The organism is Streptomyces sp. NBC_00569 (assembly GCF_036345255.1).
Classification (GTDB): Bacteria; Actinomycetota; Actinomycetes; order Streptomycetales; family Streptomycetaceae; genus Streptomyces.
In genome coordinates this window covers 5216522-5241531 of the sequence record NZ_CP107783.1, presented here as the reverse complement: position 1 = coordinate 5241531, position 25010 = coordinate 5216522, and the positions used below count along the sequence as shown (strand labels likewise).

General features: G+C 67.7%; 19 protein-coding genes. 11 read left to right on the top strand and 8 right to left on the bottom strand.

From position 1 onward, the window contains the following. Positions 1-86: 86 nt before the first annotated feature. Positions 87-1562, bottom strand: coding sequence for a replicative DNA helicase (gene dnaB / locus OHO83_RS23570; protein WP_266672310.1), 1476 nt, complete (start codon positions 1560-1562; stop codon positions 87-89). Between the two features lie 458 nt (positions 1563-2020). Here dnaB and OHO83_RS23565 point away from each other — a divergent pair, with 458 nt between their 5' ends. Beyond that, positions 2021-3358 (top strand): MATE family efflux transporter, encoded by a 1338-nt coding sequence (locus OHO83_RS23565; RefSeq protein ID WP_266672312.1) that lies wholly within the window; start codon positions 2021-2023, stop codon positions 3356-3358. A 95-nt stretch (positions 3359-3453) separates the two neighbouring features. Here the strand turns inward: OHO83_RS23565 and rplI are convergent, their stop codons facing one another. From rplI to rpsF, 4 genes are all read right to left on the bottom strand, one after another. Beyond that, positions 3454-3900, bottom strand: a complete 447-nt coding sequence (rplI, locus tag OHO83_RS23560; protein ID WP_266672314.1) for a 50S ribosomal protein L9 — start codon at positions 3898-3900, stop codon at positions 3454-3456. Positions 3901-3918: 18 nt separating this feature from the next. Then, the gene (rpsR, locus tag OHO83_RS23555) at positions 3919-4155 is read right to left on the bottom strand and encodes a 30S ribosomal protein S18 (protein ID WP_003949403.1); all 237 of its coding nucleotides are present in this window, start codon (positions 4153-4155) and stop codon (positions 3919-3921) included. Positions 4156-4213: 58 nt separating this feature from the next. Beyond that, entirely contained in the window at positions 4214-4813 is a 600-nt protein-coding gene (locus OHO83_RS23550) for a single-stranded DNA-binding protein (RefSeq protein ID WP_266672316.1), read from the bottom strand. Positions 4814-4888: 75 nt separating this feature from the next. After that, positions 4889-5179 carry a 30S ribosomal protein S6 gene (gene rpsF / locus OHO83_RS23545; protein WP_052578287.1) on the bottom strand — a complete coding sequence of 97 codons (291 nt, stop codon included), beginning with the start codon at positions 5177-5179 and terminating at the stop codon, positions 4889-4891. Between the two features lie 265 nt (positions 5180-5444). Here rpsF and OHO83_RS23540 point away from each other — a divergent pair, with 265 nt between their 5' ends. The 3 genes from OHO83_RS23540 (at position 5445) to OHO83_RS23530 (ending at position 8148) form a co-directional block, all read left to right on the top strand. After that, the gene (locus OHO83_RS23540; protein WP_266672318.1) at positions 5445-5759 is read left to right on the top strand and encodes a hypothetical protein; all 315 of its coding nucleotides are present in this window, start codon (positions 5445-5447) and stop codon (positions 5757-5759) included. A gap of 116 nt (positions 5760-5875) precedes the next feature. Further along, entirely contained in the window at positions 5876-6997 is a 1122-nt protein-coding gene (femX, locus tag OHO83_RS23535; protein WP_266672320.1) for a peptidoglycan bridge formation glycyltransferase FemX, read from the top strand. A gap of 119 nt (positions 6998-7116) precedes the next feature. Continuing rightward, the gene (locus tag OHO83_RS23530; protein ID WP_266672322.1) at positions 7117-8148 is read left to right on the top strand and encodes an alanine racemase; all 1032 of its coding nucleotides are present in this window, start codon (positions 7117-7119) and stop codon (positions 8146-8148) included. Between the two features lie 85 nt (positions 8149-8233). Here OHO83_RS23530 and OHO83_RS23525 read toward each other — a convergent pair whose 3' ends face one another. Beyond that, entirely contained in the window at positions 8234-9745 is a 1512-nt protein-coding gene (locus tag OHO83_RS23525) for a glycosyltransferase family 87 protein (protein WP_266672324.1), read from the bottom strand. A 141-nt stretch (positions 9746-9886) separates the two neighbouring features. After that, on the bottom strand, positions 9887-12622 hold the full coding sequence (locus OHO83_RS23520; RefSeq protein WP_266672326.1) for a transglycosylase domain-containing protein: 2736 nt from the start codon (positions 12620-12622) through the stop codon (positions 9887-9889). A gap of 385 nt (positions 12623-13007) precedes the next feature. On the opposite strand from OHO83_RS23520, the gene OHO83_RS23515 reads away from it, so the two are divergent. From OHO83_RS23515 to OHO83_RS23500, 4 genes are all read left to right on the top strand, one after another. After that, positions 13008-13688: a PadR family transcriptional regulator gene (locus OHO83_RS23515; RefSeq protein ID WP_116512092.1), complete on the top strand. Its 681-nt coding sequence runs from the start codon at positions 13008-13010 to the stop codon at positions 13686-13688. Between the two features lie 43 nt (positions 13689-13731). Continuing rightward, the gene (locus tag OHO83_RS23510; protein WP_266672329.1) at positions 13732-14814 is read left to right on the top strand and encodes an inositol-3-phosphate synthase; all 1083 of its coding nucleotides are present in this window, start codon (positions 13732-13734) and stop codon (positions 14812-14814) included. 116 nt (positions 14815-14930) lie between these two features. Further along, positions 14931-16187: an MFS transporter gene (locus tag OHO83_RS23505; protein ID WP_266672331.1), complete on the top strand. Its 1257-nt coding sequence runs from the start codon at positions 14931-14933 to the stop codon at positions 16185-16187. 114 nt (positions 16188-16301) lie between these two features. Continuing rightward, positions 16302-16790 (top strand): LppU/SCO3897 family protein, encoded by a 489-nt coding sequence (locus OHO83_RS23500; RefSeq protein WP_266672333.1) that lies wholly within the window; start codon positions 16302-16304, stop codon positions 16788-16790. Positions 16791-16894: 104 nt separating this feature from the next. On the opposite strand, the gene OHO83_RS23495 is transcribed toward OHO83_RS23500, so the two are convergent. Beyond that, on the bottom strand, positions 16895-18346 hold the full coding sequence (locus OHO83_RS23495) for a CCA tRNA nucleotidyltransferase (protein ID WP_266672335.1): 1452 nt from the start codon (positions 18344-18346) through the stop codon (positions 16895-16897). 193 nt (positions 18347-18539) lie between these two features. Here OHO83_RS23495 and OHO83_RS23490 point away from each other — a divergent pair, with 193 nt between their 5' ends. The 3 genes from OHO83_RS23490 to OHO83_RS23480 all read left to right on the top strand — a co-directional run bounded on the left by OHO83_RS23490 (position 18540) and on the right by OHO83_RS23480 (position 25001). Next, positions 18540-20876 carry a DUF6049 family protein gene (locus OHO83_RS23490; protein ID WP_330279775.1) on the top strand — a complete coding sequence of 779 codons (2337 nt, stop codon included), beginning with the start codon at positions 18540-18542 and terminating at the stop codon, positions 20874-20876. Positions 20877-20921: 45 nt separating this feature from the next. Then, positions 20922-23159, top strand: a complete 2238-nt coding sequence (gene murJ / locus OHO83_RS23485; protein ID WP_330279774.1) for a murein biosynthesis integral membrane protein MurJ — start codon at positions 20922-20924, stop codon at positions 23157-23159. Positions 23160-23279: 120 nt separating this feature from the next. Further along, positions 23280-25001, top strand: coding sequence for a protein kinase family protein (locus OHO83_RS23480; protein WP_266672341.1), 1722 nt, complete (start codon positions 23280-23282; stop codon positions 24999-25001). Positions 25002-25010 lie beyond the last annotated feature (9 nt).

Below are 25010 nucleotides of genomic sequence, written 5' to 3'. Positions count from 1 at the left end.
GGCCGACGGATCCGGGCAGAGCAGGTCCAGAGCGCACACGTTCAGAGCGCGCAGGTCCCGGCCGGTCGGGACCAGGTCGTGCGGGATCAGGTCTGCGCCATGTCCACGAAGCGGGAGTAGTGACCCTGGAAGGCGACCGTGATCGTCGCCGTCGGACCGTTACGGTGCTTGCCCACGATGATGTCCGCCTCGCCCGCGCGGGGGGACTCCTTCTCGTAGGCGTCCTCGCGGTGCAGCAGGATCACCATGTCCGCGTCCTGCTCGATCGATCCGGATTCACGCAGGTCGGACACCATCGGCTTCTTGTCCGTACGCTGCTCGGGGCCACGGTTCAGCTGCGAGAGCGCGATGACCGGCACTTCCAGCTCCTTGGCGAGGAGCTTCAGGTTTCGCGACATGTCCGAGACTTCCTGCTGACGGCTCTCGGAACGCTTCGATCCACCGGCCTGCATCAGCTGCAGATAGTCGATGATCACAAGCTTGATGTCATTGCGCTGCTTGAGGCGCCGGCACTTCGCGCGGATCTCCATCATCGACAGGTTCGGAGAGTCGTCGATGTAGAGCGGCGCCGCCGAGACCTCGGGCATCCGGCGCGCGAGCCGGGTCCAGTCCTCGTCCGTCATGGTGCCGGAGCGCATGTGGTGCAGCGCGACCCGTGCCTCCGCGGACAGCAGACGCATCGCGATCTCGTTCCGGCCCATTTCCAGGGAGAAGATGACGCTGGGCAGATTGTGCTTGATCGAGGCGGCACGGGCGAAGTCGAGCGCCAGAGTGGACTTACCCATGGCGGGACGGGCGGCGATGACGATCATCTGGCCGGGGTGCAGGCCGTTGGTCAGAGAGTCGAAGTCCGTGAATCCGGTGGGCACACCGGTCATCTCACCGCTACGGGAGCCGATCGCCTCAATCTCGTCGAGCGCGCCCTCCATGATGTCGCCGAGCGGAAGGTAGTCCTCGCTGGTGCGCTGCTCGGTGACCGCGTAGATCTCGGCCTGCGCACTGTTCACGATCTCGTCGACGTCGCCGTCGGCCGCGTATCCCATCTGCGTGATGCGCGTGCCCGCCTCGACGAGGCGGCGCAGGACCGCACGCTCGTGGACGATCTCGGCGTAGTACTCGGCATTCGCCGCGGTCGGAACCGTCTGGACGAGGGTGTGCAGATACGATGCGCCACCGACCTTGGTGATCTCACCCCGCTTGGTGAGCTCGGCAGCGACCGTGATCGGGTCGGCCGGCTCGCCCTTCGCGTACAGGTCGAGAACCGCGGTGAAGATCGTCTCGTGCGCGGGGCGGTAGAAGTCGTGCCCCTTGATCACCTCGACGACGTCGGCGATCGCGTCCTTCGACAGGAGCATTCCGCCGAGGACCGACTGCTCGGCATCGAGGTCCTGGGGCGGTACCCGCTCGAAGGACGGTGCTCCGTCGTCCCAGCCGCCGTCGCCACCGCGGTCGTGCTGCTCCTCGCGCCCCCGCCCACCACTGCCACGCTGGCGGGAAGCAGGCAGACGGTCACTGGGACCGCTGTCGGCCCAGGGGTCGTCCAAAGGCTCGGAGATACTCACCGGGCCACCTCCTCCAGTCCGCCGGGCGGACCTCGCCGTGCCCTCTTTCTTACGGCACGACACTGACAAATACGGGGACCCGACTCCGGTTCTGACGCGTCGGTTCATGACGTTTCCGAGGCCTGAAATCGTGGCGGGCGCCGCACCACGGTAGGCCCCTCGGCACCTTCAGCCAATCTGGTTATCCACAGGCGTTGTGGATGAAGGGCCTCTCGCTGTGGAGAACTCCGCAAAACCTGTGCACGACACGGTGGACAGCCCTGTGAACAAGCCCTCAGGAGGCGCGCAGAAACGTGCCTGACCTGCGACTTTCCCGTCCACCGGCTGTGCAGGAAAAATACTTTCCCGGTCGACTCAAGATCCCTGTAAACGGTGCGTGACGCCATGTCTCAGACGTAGCAAAGTAAGGACTCAAAGGCGGTTGCATCTCTTACCTGTGGAAGATTACATTGGTGCTCATGACACAGGCTCCCGCGGCGCCCAAGGCCGCCCGGCGGCGGCATGACCGTGAGATCGTCGCGCTGGCCGTCCCCGCCTTCGGCGCGCTCGTCGCCGAGCCTCTTTTCGTGATGGCCGACAGCGCCATCGTCGGCCATCTGGGCACTGCCCAACTGGCCGGTCTCGCTGTCGCCTCGTCCCTCCTGATGACCGCCGTCAGCGTCTTCGTCTTCCTGGCCTACGCGACCACGGCCGCGGTGGCCCGCCGCGTCGGCGCCGGAGATCTCCAGTCCGCGATCCGTCAGGGCATGGACGGGATCTGGCTCGCACTGCTGCTCGGCGCCGTGGTCATCGCTATCGTCCTGCCCACCGCCCCCGCTCTCGTCGAGCTGTTCGGCGCCTCGCACACCGCGGCGCCCTACGCAATCACGTATCTGCGGATCTCCGCGCTCGGCATCCCGGCGATGCTCGTCGTCCTCGCGGCGACAGGAGTCCTCCGTGGCCTCCAGAACACCAAGACTCCGCTCTATGTCGCAGTCGGAGGCTTCGTCGCCAATGGCGCGCTCAACGCAGGGCTCGTCTACGGCGCCGACCTGGGCATCGCGGGATCCGCTTGGGGCACCGTCATCGCCCAGCTCACCATGGCGGCCGTCTATCTCGTCGTCGTCGTACGCGGTGCCCGTCGTCACGGCGCTTCCCTGCGTCCCGATGCCGCCGGGATACGAGCCTGCGCCCAGGCAGGCGCCCCGCTACTCGTCCGCACCCTCTCGCTGCGCGCGATCCTCATGATCGCTACCGCGATCGCAGCCCGCCTCGGAGACGCGGACATTGCCGCGCACCAGATCATCATCTCCCTGTGGAGCCTGATGGCCTTCGCGCTGGACGCCATTGCCATCGCGGGCCAGGCCATCATCGGGCGCTACCTCGGAGCGGACGACGCCCAGGGCGCACGCGATGCCTGTCGCCGCATGGTGCAGTGGGGCATCGCCGCAGGGGTCGTCCTCGGACTCCTGGTGATCGTCTCGCGACCGCTCTTCATCCCACTGTTCACGAATGATCAGGCAGTGCAGAGCGTGGCGCTGCCCGCTCTCCTGATGGTCGCGCTCTCCCAGCCGGTCTGCGGCATCGTCTTCGTTCTCGACGGAGTCCTGATGGGAGCGGGAGACGGCCCGTATCTCGCCTGGGCGATGCTCGCGACCTTGGCGGTCTTCACGCCGGTCGCCCTCCTGGTGCCGGTCTTCGGTGGGGGGCTCACTGCCCTGTGGGGCGCGATGACGTTGATGATGACCGTGCGGATGCTGACGCTGTGGCTGCGCTCGCGCTCGGGCCGCTGGATCGTCACGGGCGCCACGCGCTGACCCGGTTTCACGTGAAACGGTGACCGTGAAACGCGTTGGGCCGCACCCCGAGGGGTGCGGCCCAACGTTTGCTTCAGCTCTGCCAAGCGCAGTGCTTAGGCGGAGACGACCTCGACGCTGACCTTGGCGGCAACTTCGGGGTGCAGACGCACGGTCGCCTCGTGGGCGCCCAGCGTCTTGATCGGCGAGCCCAGCTCGACGCGGCGCTTGTCGACCTTCGGGCCACCAGCGGTCTCGATCGCCGAAGCGACGTCAGCCTGGGTGACGGAACCGAAGAGACGACCGGCGTCGCCGGAGCGGACGCTCAGGCGGACCTTGACACCCTCGAGGCGGGCCTTGATCTCGTTGGCCTGCTCGATGGTCGCGATCTCGTGGATCTTGCGGGCGCGGCGGATCTGCGCCACGTCCTGCTCGCCACCCTTGGTCCAGCGGATCGCGAAACCACGCGGGACCAGGTAGTTGCGGGCGTACCCGTCCTTGACGTCGACGACGTCGCCGGCGGTGCCGAGGCCAGAGACCTCGTGGGTCAGGATGATCTTCATTCGTCGGTCACCCTTTCCTTATCGCGCGGTGGACGTGTAGGGCAGCAGCGCCATCTCACGGCTGTTCTTCACGGCCGTGGCGACGTCACGCTGGTGCTGCGTGCAGTTGCCGGTCACGCGGCGGGCACGGATCTTGCCGCGGTCGGAAATGAACTTCCGCAGCATGTTCGTGTCCTTGTAGTCCACGTACGTGACCTTGTCCTTGCAGAAAGCGCAGACCTTCTTCTTAGGCTTGCGCACAGGCGGCTTCGCCATGGTGTTTCTCCTGTGTGATCAAGAAGTGTGGGTACGGCCCACCTCTTGGCCCTGAGGCCTAGAAGGGGGGCTCGTCCGAGTAGCCGCCGCCGGAGGAGGACCCGCCGGAGCTTCCGCCCCAGCCGCCTCCGCCGCCCTGCTGGCCGCCGCCGGCCGGAGCACCGGTCGCCCAGGGGTCGTCGGCGGGAGCACCGCCGCCGCCCTGCTGCTGACCGCCACCGGAGCCACCGCCCCAGTTGCCTCCGCCCTGCTGGCCGCCGCCACCGCCGCCGTAACCACCCTGGCCACCGCGACCGGTGGTCTTGGTGACCTTGGCCGTGGCGTTCTTCAGGCTGGCGCCGACTTCCTCGACGTCCAGCTCGTAGACCGTGCGCTTGACGCCCTCACGGTCCTCGTAGGACCGCTGCTTCAGCCGGCCCTGCACGATGACGCGCATGCCTCGCTGGAGCGACTCCGCGACGTTCTCCGCCGCCTGACGCCAGACCGAGCAGGTCAGGAACAGGCTCTCGCCGTCCTTCCACTCGTTCGTCTGACGGTCGAAGGTGCGGGGAGTGGACGCGACACGGAACTTCGCGACCGCCGCACCGGAAGGGGTGAAGCGCAGCTCGGGGTCGTCGACAAGATTGCCGACGACCGTGATGACGGTCTCGCCTGCCATGGGGGAACCTCTCGGCGGGTTTGCTGCTGGCTGCTTGCTGCTACTCGAAACCCGAGTGCCGCTGAGCTAGGAAGCTCAGTGGGTCTCGGGACGGAGGACCTTGGTCCGGAGGACCGACTCGTTCAGGTTCATCTGGCGGTCGAGCTCCTTGACGACCGCAGGCTCGGCCTGCAGGTCGATGACCGAGTAGATGCCCTCGGGCTTCTTCTTGATCTCGTACGAGAGACGACGACGGCCCCAGGTGTCGACCTTCTCAACCTTTCCGTTGGCCTCACGGACAACGGAGAGGAAGTTCTCGATCAGCGGGGAGACAGCGCGCTCCTCGAGATCGGGGTCGAGGATGACCATCACTTCGTAGTGACGCATGTGGAACCCACCTCCTTTGGACTCAGCGGCCACGGTCGTTCCGTGGCAGGAGGGTCGTGATGCGTACGCAACGGTATCGGCGGCCACTGACAATCGGGCCCCGCTGGCGGGGATCCCTGGTCAGGACATGAGCAGACACCGGTGCAGACGGTACAGACTACCCGCACCATGGCTTCCGGTTGAAATCCGGCCGCGAGAGGGCACAATCTGTACACATCGGGTGTGTATGGCGCTACGATGCGCCGCCTTCCGCAGGAGGTGCCACATGGCACAGGCAATGCGACCCAACACCGCGACATCTCTCTTCGCCACGGACGGGAAGCCCCATCCCCTCCAGGACTCGCTGGTCGCGGTGGCGATGATCCTCGGGGCGATCGCCATCATCTCTTCGCTCTTCAGCGGCCTCCACCTGCTCAGCTCCTGGGCAGGGCTGATCGGCATCCTGACCGGCGCGTACGGCCAGTTCATCTCAGTGACGACGCGCGAGCGCTTCGGTCTCATCCTGGGCCTCGGTGCCTCGGCGATCGGCTTCTTCATCGGCATGGCCCACGGTGGCCTGTTCGGCGGTGTCATCGGCTGACGGTCCGCGAAGCATCCATACGCCCATTCGGGGCGCTCCCAGGGCGCAGTAGGCTTCGGCGCGAGAGCCGGAGCCCTTGTACCCATGGGGACACACCAGCCCGAGGAGCGCCCCGAATGAGCCTGACCCTGAGGACCATCAGCCGAGAGCAGCATCTGGCATACATCCAGAGCCTGCCCTCGGCTAGCCACATGCAGGTCCCGGCATGGGCTGATGTGAAGGCGGAGTGGCGCTCCGAGAGCCTGGGATGGTTCGACGAGCGGACCGGCGAGATGGTCGGTGCGGGCCTGGTCCTGTACCGGCAGCTGCCCAAGATCAAGCGCTATCTCGCCTATCTGCCCGAGGGCCCGGTCATCAACTGGTTCGCTCCGAACCTCGACGACTGGATGCGTCCGATGCTGGCGCACCTCAAGCAGCAGGGCGCCTTCTCCGTGAAGATGGGCCCGCCGGTGATCATCCGGCGCTGGGAGGCCACGTCGATCAAGAAGGGCATCCAGGACCCGGATGTCAAGCGCCTGCGCGACATCGAGGCCGACTTCATCGAGCCGCGCGCCTTCGAGGTCGCCGACAAGCTCCGCCGCATGGGCTGGCAGCAGGGCGAGGACGGCGGCGCCGGCTTCGGCGACGTCCAGCCCCGCTACGTCTTCCAGGTGCCGCTGGCCAACCGCTCCCTCGAGGACGTGCACAAGGCCTTCAACCAGCTCTGGCGCCGCAACATCAAGAAGGCCGAGAAGGCCGGCGTCGAGGTCGTCCAGGGCGGCTACCAGGACCTCGCCGAGTGGCAGCGTCTCTACGAGATCACGGCTGTGCGCGACCACTTCCGGCCCCGCCCTCTGTCGTACTTCCAGCGCATGTGGACGGCCCTCAACAGCGAGGACCCCAACCGCATGCGGCTGTACTTCGCCCGCCACAACGGGGTGAACCTGTCGGCGGCGACGATGCTCGTGGTCGGGGGGCATGTCTGGTACTCCTACGGAGCCTCCGACAACATCGGCCGTGAGGTCAGGCCCTCGAACGCGATGCAGTGGCGGATGCTCCGCGACGCCTACGCGCTCGGCGCGACGGCCTACGACCTGCGCGGCATCAGCGACTCGCTCGACGAGTCGGATCACCTCTTCGGTCTGATCCAGTTCAAGGTGGGCACCGGTGGGCAGGCTGCCGAGTACCTCGGCGAGTGGGACTTCCCGCTCAACAAGCTGCTGCACAAGGCCCTCGACATCTACATGTCGCGGCGCTGAGCCCCGCCCCGTCCGCCTGGTCCACACGGCCCGGGCGGACCCTGCACAATTCACGTAGCTCAAAAGCTTCTGCATACCTCTGATACACCGCAGCCACGAGAAAGGTTCCGGGACCGGCCATGGCGCTCACGCTCTACGTCGACACCGCGCGCTGGCGGGCACACCACAAGCACGTGCTCGAGCAGTTTCCGGGGATCGTCCCGGTCTGCAAGGGCAACGGCTACGGCTTCGGCCACGAACGGCTCGCGGACGAGGCCACCCGCTTCGGCTCGGACGTCCTCGCCGTCGGCACGACCTACGAAGCCGCCCGGATCAAGGACTGGTTCAGCGGTGATCTGCTGGTCCTGACCCCGTTCCGGCGGGGCGAGGAGCCCGTGCCGCTGCCCGACCGTGTGATCCGCTCCGTCTCCTCCGTCGACGGCGTGCACGGCCTCGTCGGCGCCCGCGTCGTCGTCGAGGTGATGTCCTCGATGAAGCGGCACGGCGTGAGCGAGCAGGAATTGCCCCAGCTCCACTCCGCCATAGAGGACGTCCGCCTCGAGGGCTTCGCGATCCACCTGCCCCTGGACCGCACCGACGGCTCCGACGCCGTCGAGGAGGTCATCGGCTGGATGGACCGTCTGCGCGCGGCCAGGCTGCCGCTGCACACGATGTTCGTCAGCCACCTCAAGGCCCAGGAACTCGCCCGCCTTCAGCAGCAGTTCCCGCAGACCCGGTTCCGGGCGCGCATCGGTACGAGGCTCTGGCTGGGCGACCACGAGGCGACCGAGTACCGCGGCGCGATCCTGGACGTCACCCGCGTGGCCAAGGGCGACCGCTTCGGTTACCGCCAGCAGAAGGTCGCCTCGGACGGCTGGCTCGTGGTCGTCGCAGGCGGTACGTCGCACGGCGTGGGCCTGGAGGCTCCCAAGGCGCTGCACGGCGTCATGCCGCGCGCCAAGGGCGTGGCCCGCGCGGGCCTCGCGACCGTCAACCGGAACCTGTCGCCGTTTGTCTGGGGCGGCAAGCAGCGCTGGTTCGCGGAGCCCCCGCACATGCAGGTCTCGATCCTCTTCGTACCGTCCGACGCGCCCGAGCCCCGAGTGGGCGAGGAGCTGGTGGCCCATCTGCGGCACACCACCACGCAGTTCGACCGGATCCTCGACCGCTGACCGAGGCTTGGTACGCCTCGAGTCATACGGACAAACGGAAAGGGCCGGACACCATCACGGTGTCCGGCCCTTTCCGTTGGTTCGCTCAGAGTGAACGCTCCTCGTCCTTGCTCCAGCCCCAACTCACCTGAGCTCGCTCCTCGTTGTGTACCGCGTGCCGTGGGGGATGGGCGGCGTGTCCGAGCACGAACACGTCCGGCGCTCCGTCCAGGACACCGCCCGACGGATCGTCGTCCCCGGAGCGTCTGACCACGTCCCGTTCCGGCATCAGGATGTCGCGGACGATCACCGCGCACAGATAGAGCGTGCCCAGCAGGTGGATGAGGATGACGAAGTGGTAGCCGTCCGTGGGCAGCCCCCGGTGCTTGTCACCGCTCGTGGTGTACGCGAGATACATCCAGATCCCGAGGAAGTACGCGACCTCGCACGCCTGCCAGATCAGGAAGTCCCGCCAGCGCGGCCTGGCGAGGGCCGCGAAGGGGATCAGCCACAGGACGTACTGCGGCGAATAGACCTTGTTGGTGAGGATGAACGCGGCGATGACCAGGAAGGCGAGCTGCGCGAGGCGGGGCCGGCGCGGCGCGGTGAGGGCGAGCGCCGTGATGCCCAGACAGGCCAGGACCATCAGCACCATCGCGTAGGTGTTGGCGTTGTCGGGGCTGATCTGCGCGTCCCACCGCTGCTGGATGATCAGCCAGACGGACCCGAAGTCGACGCCGCGCTCCTGACTGAAGCGGTAGAACTTCGACCAGCCCTCGGGGGCGAGCAGCATCACCGGCAGGTTCACGACGAGCCACGCGCCCACCGAACCGGCCAGGGCCTTCCCGAAGTCCCGCCAGCGTCCGGCGCGCCAGCAGAGCAACAGCAGCGGGCCGAGCACCAGGAACGGATAGAACTTCGCGGCCGTGGCCAGGCCCAGCAGGACGCCGAAGGCGACTGACCGGCCCCGCGACCACATGAGCATCGCGGCCGCCGTGAGGGCCACGGCGAGCAGATCCCAGTTGATGGTGGCGGTCAGCGCGAACGCGGGCGCGAGGGCGACCAGGAGGCCGTCCCAGGGCCGTCGCCGGTGGGTGCGGGTCACGCAGATGGCGATCGCCACCGCGCAGATCATCAGCATCCCGGCATTGACCATCCAGTAGACCTTCTCCAGGTGCTGGATGGAGCCGCCGCCCAGGGTCAGCCAGGACGCGACCTCCATGAACACGCCGGTCAGCACCGGGTACTCGAGGTAGTCCATGTCGCCGGGCAGCTTGTCGAAGTACGGCACCAGGCCGTCGGCGAAGCCCCGCCCCTGATAGAGGTGCGGAATGTCCGAGTAGCAGGCGTGCGTGTACTGCGAACTAGCGCCGAAGAACCACGCGCCGTTGTAGCAGGGGGCTTTCTGCACCATGCCCAGCGCGAACATGCCGATCATCACCAGCGCGATGACGCGTACGGGGGTCCACCAGGAACTCCCGAGCAGCGCCCATCGTCCGATCGGTCCGCCGATCAGCTCGCTCCCCGCTGCGGCGACCTCGTCCTCCTTGGTCGGCCGTACCGTGTCCGGCTGTTGCACATGCGTGCGCGTCGTCTCTGCACTGGGCATGCCGCACATCCTGCCGTACGTGCCTGAGAACGGGGCGAGGGCCGCCGCACCCGGTCGGTGCGGCGGCCCTCACTTGGCGTGGATCACTCACTGTTTCACGTGGAACACGCAGCGTTTCACGTGAAGCAAGCGGTGTGAGATCAGCTGCGGCTAGCCCGCTGGGCCCCCGAAGATGCCTCCGTTGCCATTTCCGTTGCTGCCGCCGTTGCCTCCCGCTGGGTCCGACGGCGAGCTGGTCACGCCACCGTCCGTGCCGCCCGTGGGTGTCCCACCGTTGCCACCGTTCGACGTTCCGCCGTTGTTGTTGCAGTTCCACGACCAGCTGCTGCAGGACTCGCTAGTCGACGGCGACGGGCCGGGGGAGGACTGGCTGGGCGACGGTTCCACCGTTGCCGAGTCCGAGGGAGAAGGAGTCGCCGAGGGAGTGATGCTCGGGCTCGGAGTGGCGCCGACGATCTCACCGATGGGCTCGGGAGTGGGGAACGGCTTGGCCGGCACCCCCTTGAGGGCCTCCAACATGTAGTCGTGCCAGATCTCGGACGGGAACGAGGCTCCGTGGATCTTCTCCTGGTTACCCGTGCCGTACATCTCCAAGAACTCGCGCTTCTTGCTGTCCTCGTTGTCGTCCATCCGGTACATCGTGATGGCCGTCGACAGTTGCGGGGTGTACCCCACGAACCAGGCGGACTTGTTGCCGTCGGTCGTACCGGTCTTGCCCGCGACCTGGCGGTCGGGCAGCTTCGCGTTGGTACCCGTTCCCTTGTCGACCACGGTCCTCAGGACATCGGTGACGTTGTCCGCGACCGCCGGCTGGAAAGCCCTGACCGGCGCCTTCTCGTGCCGGTAGACCGTATCGCCTGCGTGATCGACCGACGTCACCGAGAACGGATCGTTCCGCTGCCCACTGGCCGCGAAGGTGCCGTAGGCGCCGGCCATACGGATCGCACTCGGGTCGGAGGTGCCCAGGGAGAAGGACGGATAGTTGGCGCTGGCGAAGCTGTTGTCCTTGATACCCGCGTCGCTGGCGGCCTGCTTCACCTTGTCCAGACCCACGTCCATGCCCAGCTGGACATAGGCGGAGTTCACGGACTCCCGCATCGCCTCACGAAGGTCGATCTGGTAGGTCGGCGGGTTGTAGGACTGGTGGCCGTCGTTCTTCTGGAGCCACTCCTTGCCGTCCTTGTCCGTCCAGACCTGGCCGTCGTACTTCTTGATCTTCAGCTCGTTCTTGCCGCTGTAGAGGCTCTTCGGGGAAACCGGAGTGCGCTCGCCCTCACCCTGGTTCTCAACGCCCTTGGGGTCACGAACGCCATCCCTCATCGCGGCGGCCAGCACGAACGGCTTGAAGGTCGAGCCGACCTGCGCACCGGTCTGGTCGGCGTTGTTCGTGTAGTGCTTCGTCGCGTCGACACCGCCGTAGATGGCCTCGATCGCGCCGCTCGTCGGGCTCACCGAGGCGCCGCCGAACTGGACGTACTTGTCCGTCTTCGGGCGGAGCTTCTCGTTGATGTTCTCCTTGCGGACCTTCTTCACGGCCGCTTCGAGCTTGTTCACCTTGCTCTTGTCGAAGGTGGTGTGGATCTCGTAGCCGCCCTTCTGCAGGTCGAGGGCGGTGATCTTGCCGTCGCTGTTGTTGATGACGTAGGCCTTGGCGAGGTCCACGAGGTAGCCGACCTGGCCGCCGAGCTGGGCGTTGGACCGCGGGCTCTGCAGCTTGGGGAACTCCTTGAAAGTCGCCCGGGTCGCGGCGTCGAGGTGCTTGTCCTTGACCTCCTCATTGAGGATCCAGCGCCACCGCCTCTCGGCTCGATCCTTGTTCTTCGTGGGCGTCGCCTCGACCGGATCGATCGCGACTGCGCCAGCCGGGTCGTAGTACGTGGCACCCTTGAGCACAGCTGCCAGGAACGCGCACTGGCTCGCGTTGAGCTCCGACGCCTTCTTGTCGAAGTACGTCCGGGCGGCCGCCTGAATCCCGTAGGCACCGCGTCCGTAGTACGCGGTGTTCAGGTAGCCGGCCATCACCTTCTCCTTGGGCTCCGTACGGCCCACCTTTATGGAGACGAACAGCTCCTTGACCTTGCGCGAGATCGTCTGTGACTGATCGTCGAGCATCGCGTTCTTCACGTACTGCTGGGTGATCGTCGAGCCACCCTGCGTCTGGCCGCCCTTGGCCATGTTGACGAACGCGCGGGCGATGCCCATGGGGTCGACGCCCTTGTCCGTCTCGAACGTCTTGTTCTCAGCGGACATGACGGCGTACCGCATGGCCTCGGGGATCTCTTCGTACTTGATGATCTGCCGGTTCGTCTCTCCACCGGTCGCGACCATCGGCTTGCCGTTGGCCCAGTAGTAGACGTTGTTCTGGGCCTTAGCAGTGTCCGCCGTCTTCGGGACGTCCACCATGGCGTACCCGATGCCCGCCGCGGCCATGAGGCTGGCGCAGAGTCCGACGAACAGACCCGTCACCAGGCGCCAGGACGGCAGCCAGCGGCGCACCCCGTACTTGTCGGAGCGCGGGTAGTCGATGAACCTCTTCTTCTGCGGCGGCCGGGCTGGTCCGCGGCCCCTGCCGCGCCCGGGCCCGCCCGCTCCCTCGGGGCCGCCTCCGCCGCGCCGGCCACCGCCTCCGTCGGGAGCCTTCCTGCGGCTCCCTCCGGCGCTGCGCTGCGCGGCTCGGCGCGCTTCCGCCCGGCCGCCGTACGGGCGGTCATCGCCCGCCGAGCCGGACGATCCTGTGGACCTCGGTGTTCCGTATTCATCGGAAGGCGATCCGGTGGCGTCACGCGGTGCCGCGCGACGGCCCGGCGATGCGCCGGACGGGCCGCGACGGGCCGCGGCACGTCCGCCGCCCTGTGGCTGCGGCGGTTTGCGACGGTGCTCGCTCATCGAACGACTACTCCTCGGGCAGGCGCTGACATACGCGCCTGGAAACGGCGGCTGGTTTCCGGTCCCCCCGAAATACGGATGCGCCCCTTCTGGCACTCACCCGCAATGCACCGGGGACAACGACGCCCACAGGCGTCACTTGGTTCCCGGCGGTCTGCATGGCGGACAGACTACGCACCGCCAAAACCCGCCTAGAGGTGAAGTTCACCCCAAATCAGGCAACTCGCTTGGTATGAATCGGTGATGTGACGCCGTTCACCGTGATCCCTCTTGTCCCATCCGTGGGGCCGTTCTATCGTCGTGATGTATCGAGTCGATACATCAGCTCGGCATAAAGAGTCCGTAAGAGGTCGTGACACCGACCGCGGCAGAGGAGGAGGCGACGATGAGCCGACGTTCCGGCATCCTCGAGTTCGCCGTCCTCGGGCTGCTCCGCGAGTCCCCGATGCACGGCTACGAGCTGCGGAAACGACTCAATACATCGCTGGGGGTCTTCCGCGCCTTCAGCTACGGGTCCCTCTACCCCTGCCTCAAGACGCTGGTCGCAAGCGGCTGGTTGATCGAGGAATCGGGGAGTACACCCGAGGACGCCCTCGCCGCACCACTCGCAGGGCGTCGCGCCAAGATCGTCTACCGGTTGACGGCGGAAGGTAAGGAGCACTTCGAGGAGCTGCTCTCGCAGACCGGCCCCGACGCTTACGAGGACGAGCATTTCGCCGCGCGGTTCGCCTTCTTCGGGCAGACCTCGCGTGACGTACGTATGCGCGTGCTCGAAGGCCGTCGCAGCCGGCTCGAGGAGCGCCTCGAAAAGATGCGCATCTCCTTCGCCCGCACCCGGGAACGCCTTGACGACTACACCCTTGAGCTCCAGCGGCACGGAATGGAATCCGTGGAGCGCGAAGTGCGCTGGCTGAACGAGCTCATCGAGAGCGAGCGGGCGGGGCGGGATCAGCGGCGATCCGACCCCTCCGACGCAGCTCAGCAGGACACATCTGGAGAGACGGGCGGCCTGCCCCGGCACCGGGACAGCACCCGGCCGGATCCGTCCGACGACACCGCCACGTGAGGCCCATTCGGGGTTTCACCGATACACACAGGGAGCAACCGGAATGGGTTCGGTTCGCGTAGCCATCGTCGGCGTGGGCAACTGCGCCGCCTCGCTGGTCCAGGGCGTCGAGTACTACAAGGACGCCGACCCGGACGCCAAGGTCCCGGGCCTGATGCACGTCCAGTTCGGCGAGTACCACGTCGGTGACGTCGAGTTCGTCGCCGCCTTCGACGTCGACGCGAAGAAGGTCGGCCTCGACCTCTCCGACGCCATCGGTGCCAGCGAGAACAACACCATCAAGATCTGCGACGTGCCCAACACGGGCGTGACCGTCCAGCGCGGCCACACCCACGACGGCCTGGGCAAGTACTACCGCCAGACCATCGAGGAGTCCTCCGAGGCCCCGGTCGACGTCGTCCAGGTCCTGAAGGACAAGCAGGTCGACGTTCTGATCTGCTACCTGCCCGTCGGTTCCGAGGACGCCGCGAAGTTCTACGCGCAGTGCGCCATCGACGCCAAGGTCGCGTTCGTCAACGCCCTTCCGGTCTTCATCGCCGGCACCAAGGAGTGGGCGGACAAGTTCACCGAGGCGGGCGTGCCGATCGTCGGTGACGACATCAAGTCCCAGGTCGGCGCCACCATCACGCACCGCGTCATGGCGAAGCTGTTCGAGGACCGTGGTGTCCGTCTCGAGCGCACCATGCAGCTGAACGTCGGCGGCAACATGGACTTCAAGAACATGCTCGAGCGCGAGCGCCTGGAGTCCAAGAAGATCTCGAAGACGCAGGCCGTCACCTCGCAGATCCCCGACCGCGAGCTGGGCGAGAAGAACGTCCACATCGGCCCGTCGGACTACGTCCAGTGGCTCGACGACCGCAAGTGGGCCTACGTCCGCCTCGAGGGCCGCGCCTTCGGTGACGTTCCGCTGAACCTGGAGTACAAGCTCGAGGTCTGGGACTCCCCGAACTCCGCGGGTGTCATCATCGACGCCCTGCGCGCCGCGAAGATCGCCAAGGACCGCGGCATCGGCGGCCCGATCCTCTCCGCGTCCTCGTACTTCATGAAGTCCCCGCCGGTTCAGTACTTCGACGACGAGGCCTACGCGAACGTCGAGAAGTTCATCAAGGGCGAGGTCGAGCGCTAACCACACACAGTGCGGCGCGTATCAGCAGTAACGCGCCTCTCCTTGTGGGCTGTTGAGGTCCCCGGATGCACATGGCGTGCGCCCGGGGACCTTTCCCGTATGTGAGGCTGGGCCCCATGGCTGTCGTCCGGGACCTGCGCGTACTCCTGCGCTTGAGGGACTTCCGGCGCCTGTTGGCACTGCGGCTGCTCTCCCAGGGCGCGGACGGCGTCTACCAGGTCGCGCTGGCCACCTACGTGGTGTTCTCACCGGAGAAACAGGCTTCGGCCGGCGCCATCGCCTCGGCCATGGCCGTACTCCTTCTCCCGTACTCGGTCGTCGGCCCGTTCGCGGGCGTCCTCCTCGACCGCTGGCGCCGCCGCCAGGTCTTCCTCTACGGCAACCTCCTGCGGACCGTCCTGGCATCCCTGACGGCCGTCCTGATACTCAGCGGTGCGCCGGACTGGCTCTTCTACGCCTCCGCCCTGTGCGTCACCGCCGTCAACCGCTTCATCCTCGCCGGGCTCTCCGCCGCCATGCCGCGCCTGGTCGATGCCGAGCGCCTGGTGATGGCGAACTCCGTCTCGCCGACCGCGGGCACCCTCGCCGCCACGCTGGGCGGCGGACTCGCGTTCGCCGTGCGACTGCTCATCTCGGACTCCGACGCCCTCGTCGTGCTCGTCGGGGCAGCCCTCTACCTGTGCGCCGCGCTCGCGTCCCTGCCCCTGTCCGCGGAACTGCTCGGTCCGGACGCGGAGTTGGTGCGTCCGGGCCTGCGGACGGCGCTCACCGGCACGGCACAGGGGCTCGCCTCGGGCGTACGCCATCTGGCCGCGCGCCCCGCGGCCGCCCGCGCCCTGGCCGCCATGACGCTGATGCGGTTCTGCTACGGAGCTCTGACCGTCATGGTCCTCATGCTCTGCCGCTACTCCTGGTCGTCCGAGGAGTCCGACGGACTTGCCTTGCTGGGCCTCGCCGTGGCGCTCTCGGGGGCCGGGTTCTTCGCCGCCGCCGTCGTCACGCCCTGGGCCGCGGGGCGGCTGGCACCCGCCGGGTGGATCGCCGTCTGCGCGGGGGCGGCAGCCGTCCTCGAACCCGCCCTCGGTCTTCCGTTCGCACCCGCCCCCATGATGGCCGCCGCCTTCGTCCTGGGCCTGACGACGCAGGGCGCGAAGATCGCCACCGACACGATCGTGCAGTCCTCGGTGAACGACGGCTTCCGTGGCCGGATCTTCTCCGTTTACGACGTGCTGTTCAACGTCGCGTTCGTCGGCGCGGCCGCAGTGGCCGCGCTGATGCTGCCTCCTGACGGACAGTCGGTCCCGCTGGTGGTCACCGTGGCCCTGATCTACGCGGCAATTGCTGGGGCTATGACCCGATTCGACACCCAGTAAGTGTCACATCAATGACACAGAGCCCCTCCCGACTTCAGAGTTGTCAGTCGGTACGGATAACTTACGGGCGTCTTATCCGCGCCATCGCGCCTAAGTTCGAGGGGGACCCCCAAAGTGACCACTCCGCCGCCGCAGGGCCAGAATCCGTTCGCCCAGGGCCAGCAGCCCTCTGGCCCGCCGCAGGGCGGTCCGTACGCTCCGGCCGCCGGCCAGCCCGGGGTTCCTCAGCAGCCGTACCCGCCGCACGCCCAGGGTGCGCCCATCCCGCCCGCCCAGCCGTCGGGTGGTGGCAAGAAGAAGGCCCTGCGCATCGTCGCGCTGATCGTGGTCGCCATCGCGCTCTACGGAGTGAAGTGGTACCTCGGCCAGAGCGACGCCGAGACGACCGCGGTCGGCAGCTGCCTGCACAACAACGGCACGACGTCCGCTCCAGACCTGAAGGACGTCGACTGCTCCTCGAGCGACTCCGAGTACAAGGTCATCGAGAAGTTCGACGGCACCAGCGACGTCGACAAGTGCAACTCGGTCAAGGGCACCGAGGTCTCCTACTACCAGAGCGGTGGCAGCCACGACGTGGTGCTCTGCCTGAAGGAAACCAAGTAAGACCACGCATCACCATGGCGAAGGGCGCTGTTTCACGTGAAACAGCGCCCTTCGCCATGTCCGCACCGGGTCGGTGTTTCACGTGAAACATCGACCCGGGTCACTCACTCGGCGTTCTGCTGCGCCGCCCACCATTCCTTGAGCGCCGCCACAGCCACGTCATGCTCCATCGGCCCGTTCTCGAGCCGCAGTTCCAGCAGGAACTTGTACGCCTGCCCGATCGCCGGCCCCGGCCTGATGCCCAGGATCTCCTGAATCTGATTGCCGTCGAGGTCGGGACGGATCGAGTCCAGCTCCTCCTGCTCCTTGAGCCGCGCGATGCGCTCTTCCAGTCCGTCGTACGCACGCCCCAGCGCATTGGCCTTCCGCTTGTTGCGCGTCGTGCAGTCGGAGCGGGTCAGCTTGTGCAGGCGGTCCAGCAGCGGACCCGCGTCCCGGACGTAACGACGGACCGCGGAGTCGGTCCACTCGCCAGTGCCGTAGCCGTGGAAGCGCAGGTGCAGCTCGACCAGTCGCGAGACGTCCTTCACGAGCTCGTTCGAGTACTTCAGCGCCGTCATGCGCTTCTTCGTCATCTTGGCGCCCACCACCTCGTGGTGGTGGAAGGAGACCCGGCCGTCGTCCTCGAAGCGCCGCGTCCTCGGCTTGCCGATGTCGTGCAGCAGGGCCGAGAGACGGAGCACGAGATCCGGGCCGTCCGACTCCAGAGCCATCGCCTGTTCGAGGACGATCAGCGTGTGGTCGTAGACGTCCTTGTGCCGGTGGTGCTCGTCCCGCTCAAGGCGCAGCTCGGGCAGCTCGGGCAGGACATGGCCGGCGAGGCCCGTGTCCACGAGGAGGGTGAGGCCTTCGCGGGGGTGTGCGGAGAGGATCAGCTTGTTCAGCTCGTCCCGCACCCGCTCCGCGGAGACGATGTCGATGCGGTCGGCCATGTTCTTCATGGCCTTGACGACCTCGGGGGCCACCTCGAAGTCCAGCTGCGCCGCGAACCGTGCGGCCCGCATCATCCGCAGCGGATCGTCGGAGAAGGACTCCTCGGGGGTTCCGGGCGTACGCAGCACGCGCTCGGCAAGGTCGTCGAGCCCGCCGTGCGGGTCGATGAACTCCTTCTCCGGCAGGGCCACGGCCATCGCGTTCACCGTGAAGTCGCGACGCACGAGGTCTTCCTCGATGGAGTCGCCGTACGAGACCTCCGGCTTGCGCGAGGTCCTGTCGTACGCCTCGGAGCGGTACGTGGTGACCTCGACCTGGTAGCCGTCCTTCTGGCAGCCGACCGTTCCGAAGGCGATCCCGACCTCCCACACGGCATCCGCCCAAGGCCTGACGATCTTGAGCACATCTTCGGGACGTGCGTCCGTGGTGAAGTCCAGATCGTTGCCGAGCCTGCCGAGGAGCGCATCCCTGACCGAGCCACCGACCAGGGCGAGAGAGAACCCGGCCTCCTGGAATCGACGGGCGAGGTCGTCGGCGACAGGGGCCACCCGCAGCAGCTCGCTCACCGCGCGGCGCTGCACCTGGCTCAGGGCACTGGGATTGTCTTCATTGGCGTTCGGCACAACAGAAAAGGGTACGTGGCCCGAGCCCAGGGTTCCGCCTCGTTTTCCGTGGGTGTGCGCGAGCCCTGCCGGATGCCCCCTACCCTGTCTTCCGATCATGTGGAGCAGTCCGCGGCACTTCACCACAGCGCACCTCGTTACCATGCATGGACTATCCGACGACCACTGACGACGACGAGGGACGGGCGAGCGCGTGGCCGAGGCGGCAGACTTCCAAGGGATGACTCCCTCACCTGCCCGTCGAAGGCGGCGGCGCACGGGGGCGTTGCTCGCCGGAGCGCCTCTGCTGGCCGCCCTGACCCTCTTCGGCGGCTCCCCCGGATACGCCTCCCAGCAAGCGCCTGCGGCCGACGCGATCGGCACGAACACCGTCGATGTCGCCGTGAACTCGCTCACTCCGAGCGCACCGTCCGACGGCGACACGGTCACCGTCACCGGCACGCTCACGAACGACAGCAAGCAGGCCGTCACGAACGCCCACGTGGCGCTCCGCGTCGGTTCTGCCCTCGGTGGGCGGTCCTCGATCGACAACGTCTCCCGGCATGCGGCGGGGGGAGCGCCGGACGGCAGGGAGATCGGCGGCAAGTACGCCAAGAAGATCTCCAAGCTGGCTCCCGGCGCGACGCAGGGCTTCAGCCTCTCCGTCCCCGTCAAGGAGCTGGATCTCGGCGCCGACGGCGTCTACCAGCTCGGTGTCGCCCTGACCGGCCAGACAGCGTCTCAGGCCTACCAGCAGACGCTCGGCATCCAGCGCACCTTCCTCCCGTGGCAGCCCGAGGCCGCGGAGACGAAGACGAAGACGACGTACCTGTGGCCGCTCATCTCCCAGACCCACCTCACGGCGGAGACGGGATCCGACGAGCAGCAGACGCGCGTCTTCCATGACGACAGCCTCGCCAAGGAGATCGCTCCGGGCGGCCGTCTCCAGCAGATGCTGTCCCTCGGCACCGCCCTCGATGTGACCTGGGTGGTCGATCCCGACCTCCTCGCCTCGGTCGACGCCATGACGAGGCCGTACAAGATCAAGAAGCCGGACGGCACCGAGATCAACGGCAGGAATCAGGCGGTCGCCAAGCAGTGGCTGAACGACCTGAAGAACGCCGTCGACGACCAGAAGGTCGTCGCCCTCCCCTTCGCCGACCCGGATCTCGCGTCGCTGGCCCACAACGGCACGAAGGTGACCGGTTCCCTCGGGCACCTCAAGGACGCCACCGACGCGGCCTCCACCACCGTGGAGACGGTCCTGCACGTCAAGCCGGACACGAGCTACGCCTGGCCCGCCGACGGCGCGATCGACCCCAGCATCGTCAATGTCGCGACGTCCGCCGGCGCCGACACGGTGATCGCCCGCAGCGACAGCCTCCAGGAGCGGAACAACCTGCCGTACACGCCGTCGGCAGCCCGCCCCATCGGCAGCGGCACGACCGCCGTGGTGACCGACGCGCGGCTGTCCGAAGCCTTCCAGGGCGACATGACGAAGGCCGAGAACTCGACGCTCGCCGTGCAGCAGTTCCTCGCGCAGAGCCTGACGATCAACCTTCAGGAGCCCGACCACGAGCGCAACATCGTGGTCGCGCCGCAGCGCATGCCGTCCGCGAGCCAGGCGCAGTCCATGGCTCAGGCGATCAAGGCCGACCAGGACAGCAGCTGGTCGGAGTCCGAGGACCTGGCCGCGGCCACGAAGGCGAAGCCTGACCCCGAAGCGACGACCCGGGTCCCCTCCTCACGGTTCTACCCGTCGTACCTGCGCAAGCAGCAGCTGCCTCAGTCGGCCTTCCAGGCGATCCAGGACACCCAGAACAAGCTGACCAACTTCCAGGTGATCCTCTCCGACCCGTCCCGCGTGGCGACGCCGTTCGGGCGGGCCATGGACCGGCAGATGTCCACGTCCTGGCGGGGCCGCCCCGCCGAGGCCGAGGCGTACCGCGACGGCGTCGCCGACTACCTGACGGCGCTCACCAAGCAGGTCAGGCTCATCGAGAAGTCCGAGGCGAAGCTCTCCGGGCGCAGCGCGACGATCCCGGTGACGGTCCAGAACAACCTGGTGCAGGGCGTCGAGCACCTCGTCCTGCGCCTCACGTCGACGAACGGCACCCGCCTCAAGATCGGCGACGGACCGTACGACGAGCAGCAGGTGAAGGTCGCCGGCGGGCACAGCCAGTCGGTGAAGTTCACCACCACCTCGAACGCCAACGGCAGGGTCCCGGTCTTCGCCCAGCTGTACACGGAGGACGGTCAGCCCTACGGCGCCGCGGTCCGGTTCGACGTGAACGTCACCGAGATCACCCCGACCGTGATGCTCGTCATGGCGGGCGGCGTCCTGCTCCTCGTCCTCGCCGGGTTCCGCATGTACACCCAGCGCAAGCGCGCCGCCGCGCAACCCGCCGAGGAGGGACCTGACGACGGTCAGAACGGGGAATCGGGCTCCGAGCCCGGGGAAGGCGACCCCGAGCAGCCGAGTGACCCGACACCGGACACCGCTCCGGAAAGCACGGACCCGTCCGGCACGGGTGAGAGAGTGGACCGTTGAGCGATGTCGTGGCCGTGGGCCCGGGGACGATGAGGTGGGGTAACCATGAACGCGCCGTACGACGGTGACCGTGGCCAGGGCCCGGGTGGCTCAGCCTCGGCCGGGGGCCCGCCTCCCGGTCATCAGGGAGCGCCCGGCCAGGTCCCGCCGCCCCACCCGGCCCCGGACGCGTATCCGCAGGACGCGTACCTCCAGGACGCCTATGACCAGGATCCTTACCGGGCCCAGGACCTCACGGCCCAGGATCCGGTGTCGGAGGCGCTCTACGACCGTGCCGCGCACCCTCCGCCGCCTCCGGGCACCTATGAGGCCCCTCAGCCGCTCTACGACCCGCCTCCCGCAGCTCAGTACCCCCCGGACCCCCGCGTGTGGGCCCAGACGCCCGCTCCCGAGCCGGAGGGCCCGTCGCAGCTCCTTCCCTACGGTGACGATGCCAGGACCACACAGTTCCTGGGTGTCGACGATCTGATGACGCAGGCGAGCGAGGAGCAGCACGAGCCCGACGCCTTCGCGCATCTCTTCCGTGACCAGCAGAGCAACGGCGGCGGCCGTCCGCCGACCGACGCTTCCGGCGTTCCGGTGCCCACCACCGGACCGGCTCAGCCTCCCGTCCAGAGCGGCCCGCCCGCACCCGTCCCTGCCCCGGCCAAGGGAGGCCGCGCGTCGGGCCTCCTGAAGTCGAGTGCCGTCATGGCGGCGGGCACCCTGGTCTCACGCCTCACCGGTTTCGTACGCACCGTGGTCATCACCGCAGCTCTCGGTTCCGCGCTGCTCGGTGACGCGTGGACCGTGGCGTACACCCTGCCGACCATGATCTACATCCTGACCGTCGGCGGAGGCCTCAACTCCGTGTTCGTGCCGCAGCTCGTGCGGTCCATGAAGGAGGACGAGGACGGCGGCGAGGCCTACGCGAACCGCCTGCTGACGCTCGTCATGGTCGCGCTCGGCGTGATCGTCGCCGCGGCCGTCTTCGCGTCGCCGCTCCTGATCCGACTGATGTCAGCGCCGATCGCCAACGATCCGAACGCGAACAACGTCGCCGTCACCTTCGCCCGCTACTGCCTGCCCACGATCTTCTTCATGGGCGTGCACGTGGTCATGGGCCAGATCCTGAACGCCCGCGGAAAGTTCGGCGCGATGATGTGGACTCCGGTCCTGAACAACATCGTCATGATCTTCACGTTCGGCATGTTCATCTACGTCTACGGCACCGCGGCAGATTCTCAGCTGCACGTCGACACGATCCCCGCGGACGGTGTCCGGCTGCTCGGCATCGGCACCCTGCTCGGTCTGACGGTGCAGGCGCTGGCGATGATCCCGTACCTGCGTGAGACCGGCTTCCGGTTCCGGCTGCGCTTCGACTGGAAGGGCCACGGCCTCGGCAAGGCGGTCAAGCTCGCCAAGTGGACCGTGCTGTTCGTCCTCGCCAACCAGGCGGGCGTCCTCGTCGTCACCCAGCTCGCCACCGCCGCCGGGAAGGCGTCCGGCACGTCCGGCGCGGGCATCATGGGTTACTCCAACGCCCAGCTGATCTGGGGCATGCCACAGGCCATCATCACCGTCTCCGTCATGGCGGCGATGCTGCCGCGGATCTCACGCGCCGCCCACGACGGCGACCCCGGAGCGGTCCGCGACGACATCTCGCAGGGCCTGCGCACCTCCGCGGTCGCGATCGTCCCGGTCGCCTTCATGTTCGTCGCCCTCGGCGTCCCCATGTGCACCCTGCTCTTCGGGTCCAGCGGCGCCGAGGGCGCCCGCTCCATGGGCTACATCCTCATGGCGTTCGGCCTCGGCCTGATCCCGTACTCCGTGCAGTACGTCGTGCTGCGCGGCTTCTACGCGTACGAGGACACCCGGACGCCCTTCTACAACACGGTCATCGTGGCCGCCGTCAACGCGGCAGCCTCGGGGATCGCCTACCTCCTGCTGCCCGCGCAGTGGGCCGTGGTCGGCATGGCCGCCTCGTACGGTCTCGCGTACGCGATCGGTGTGGGCGTCGCCTGGCAGCGCCTGCGCAAGCGTCTCGGCGGCGATCTGGACGGCGCACAGGTCGTCCGTACGTACGCCCGCCTCTGCATGGCCTCGATCCCGGGGGCCGTCGCCGGTGGCGCGGCCGGTTTCCTGATCATGGGGGCGCTCGGCAGCGGCGCGGCGGGTTCGATCGCAGCGCTGGTCGTGGGCGGTGCCGTGCTGCTGGGTGTCTTCTATGTCGCCGCCCGGCGCATGCGGATCGAAGAGCTCAACTCGATGGTCGGAATGGTCCGCGGGCGCCTCGGCCGCTAACGGGCGCGGCCGGCCGCACAACCATCGCGGGCTACCGCGTGTCGTGCTTATCGCCGGACTGTGGGCACAATTGGCTTTGGCGTCGCAGAGCGCGCAACGGATGGGGAGGCAGGAACGACGGTGGCGGAACGGAGTACGGCTGCCGTCGACGTGGCAGACAACAGTGGTGACGAGCCACTGACCGCGAAGGCGGAGCAGACCACGGCCGACGGGGTGGCCCAGACCCGGGAGCGGGACACGGCAGCGAACGAGGACGCGGAGGACACCGACGTTTCGACGAGCCCCGGCTCGTCCACTCCCCCCGAGCTGCACAGCGGTCACAAACTCGCGAGACGCTATCGCCTTGAGGAGTGCGTCACCCGGCTGGACGGATTCAGCAGCTGGCGCGCGGTGGACGAGAAGCTCCGCCGGGCCGTCGGGGTGCACCTGCTCCCCGCGGACCACCCGCGGGCACGGTCCGTCCTCGCGGCGGCACGCTCGTCGGCGCTGCTCGGCGACCCTCGCTTCGTCCAGGTCCTGGACGCGGTCGAGGAAAACGACCTCGTGTACGTGGTGCACGAATGGCTTCCCGATGCCACGGAGTTGACCGCACTGCTCGCCTCGGGCCCCCTCGAGGTGCACGAGGCCTACCAGCTCGTGAACCAGATCTCTCAGGCGATGGCCGCCGCTCACCGCGAGGGCCTCGCCCATCTGCGGCTCACCCCGAGCGCGGTGCTGCGCACCTCGACCGGTCAGTGGCGTATCCGCGGCCTCGCCGTCAACGCCGCCCTGCGCGGCATCACGTCCGAGACACCGCAGCGCACGGACACCGAGGCGATCGGTGCCCTCCTGTACGCCGCCCTGACGCAGCGCTGGCCCTACGAGGACGACGCGTACGGTCTGTCCGGGCTGCCCAAGGACATCGGCCTGATCGCGCCCGACCAGGTGCGGGCCGGCGTGCATCGCGGGCTGTCCGAACTGGCCATGCGTGCCCTCGTCAACGAGGGAGCGACGGCGTCGCGGCAGGATCCTCCGTGCACCACGACCGAGGACCTGGTGAAGGCCGTCGGCGAGATGCCCCGCATCCGTCCCCCGGAGCCCGTGTTCACGGCGCCCGCGGAGTACCAGCGGACGACCTACCAGCAGGGCACGTACGGCCGTCAGGCTCCGCGTCCCGGGGTGGCCCAGCCCATGCCGGCGGTGCCCCCGCCGCCGCTGCAGAGCCGGACGGGCAAGGCGCTCAAGTGGGCCGTGTCGGCGCTGCTCATCGTGGCCCTCGGCCTCGGCAGCTGGCAGCTCGCGGAAGCCCTGATGGACCGCGGCACGTCGGGCGACTCCAACACGTCGCACAACACCGACGACAACGACAAGGGCGGCGACGAGCACAAGCCGACCAAGCCGATGGCCATCGAGGACGCCAGGGAATACGTGGCCGAGGGCGGGGCACAGGCCCCGGGTGAAGTGGCGAAGACCTACGACGGCGACAGCAAGACGTTCTGGCGTACCAAGACCTACAACGACGGCCCGAAGCTGGCGCCCTACAAGCCCGGCGTCGGTATCGTCTACGACCTCGGCTCGGCCAAGGACGTATCGGCCGCGTCGATAGCTCTTCAGTACGGCGGCGACCACACGACGGTCTCCCTGTACGCGGCCGATTCGCTGTCGCCCACGGCATCGATCGACTCCATGAAGAGCATCGGTACGGACACCACGACGGGCACCACCGCGAAGATCGAGGCCGACAAGCCGGTGAAGACGCGGTACGTGCTGCTGTGGATGACGGCCGTGCCGAAGTCCGGATCCGACGGTTACTACGGAGCGGGTTACAAGCAGGCTCTCACCGACGTGAAGTTCACCGGCTGAGGGCCCACC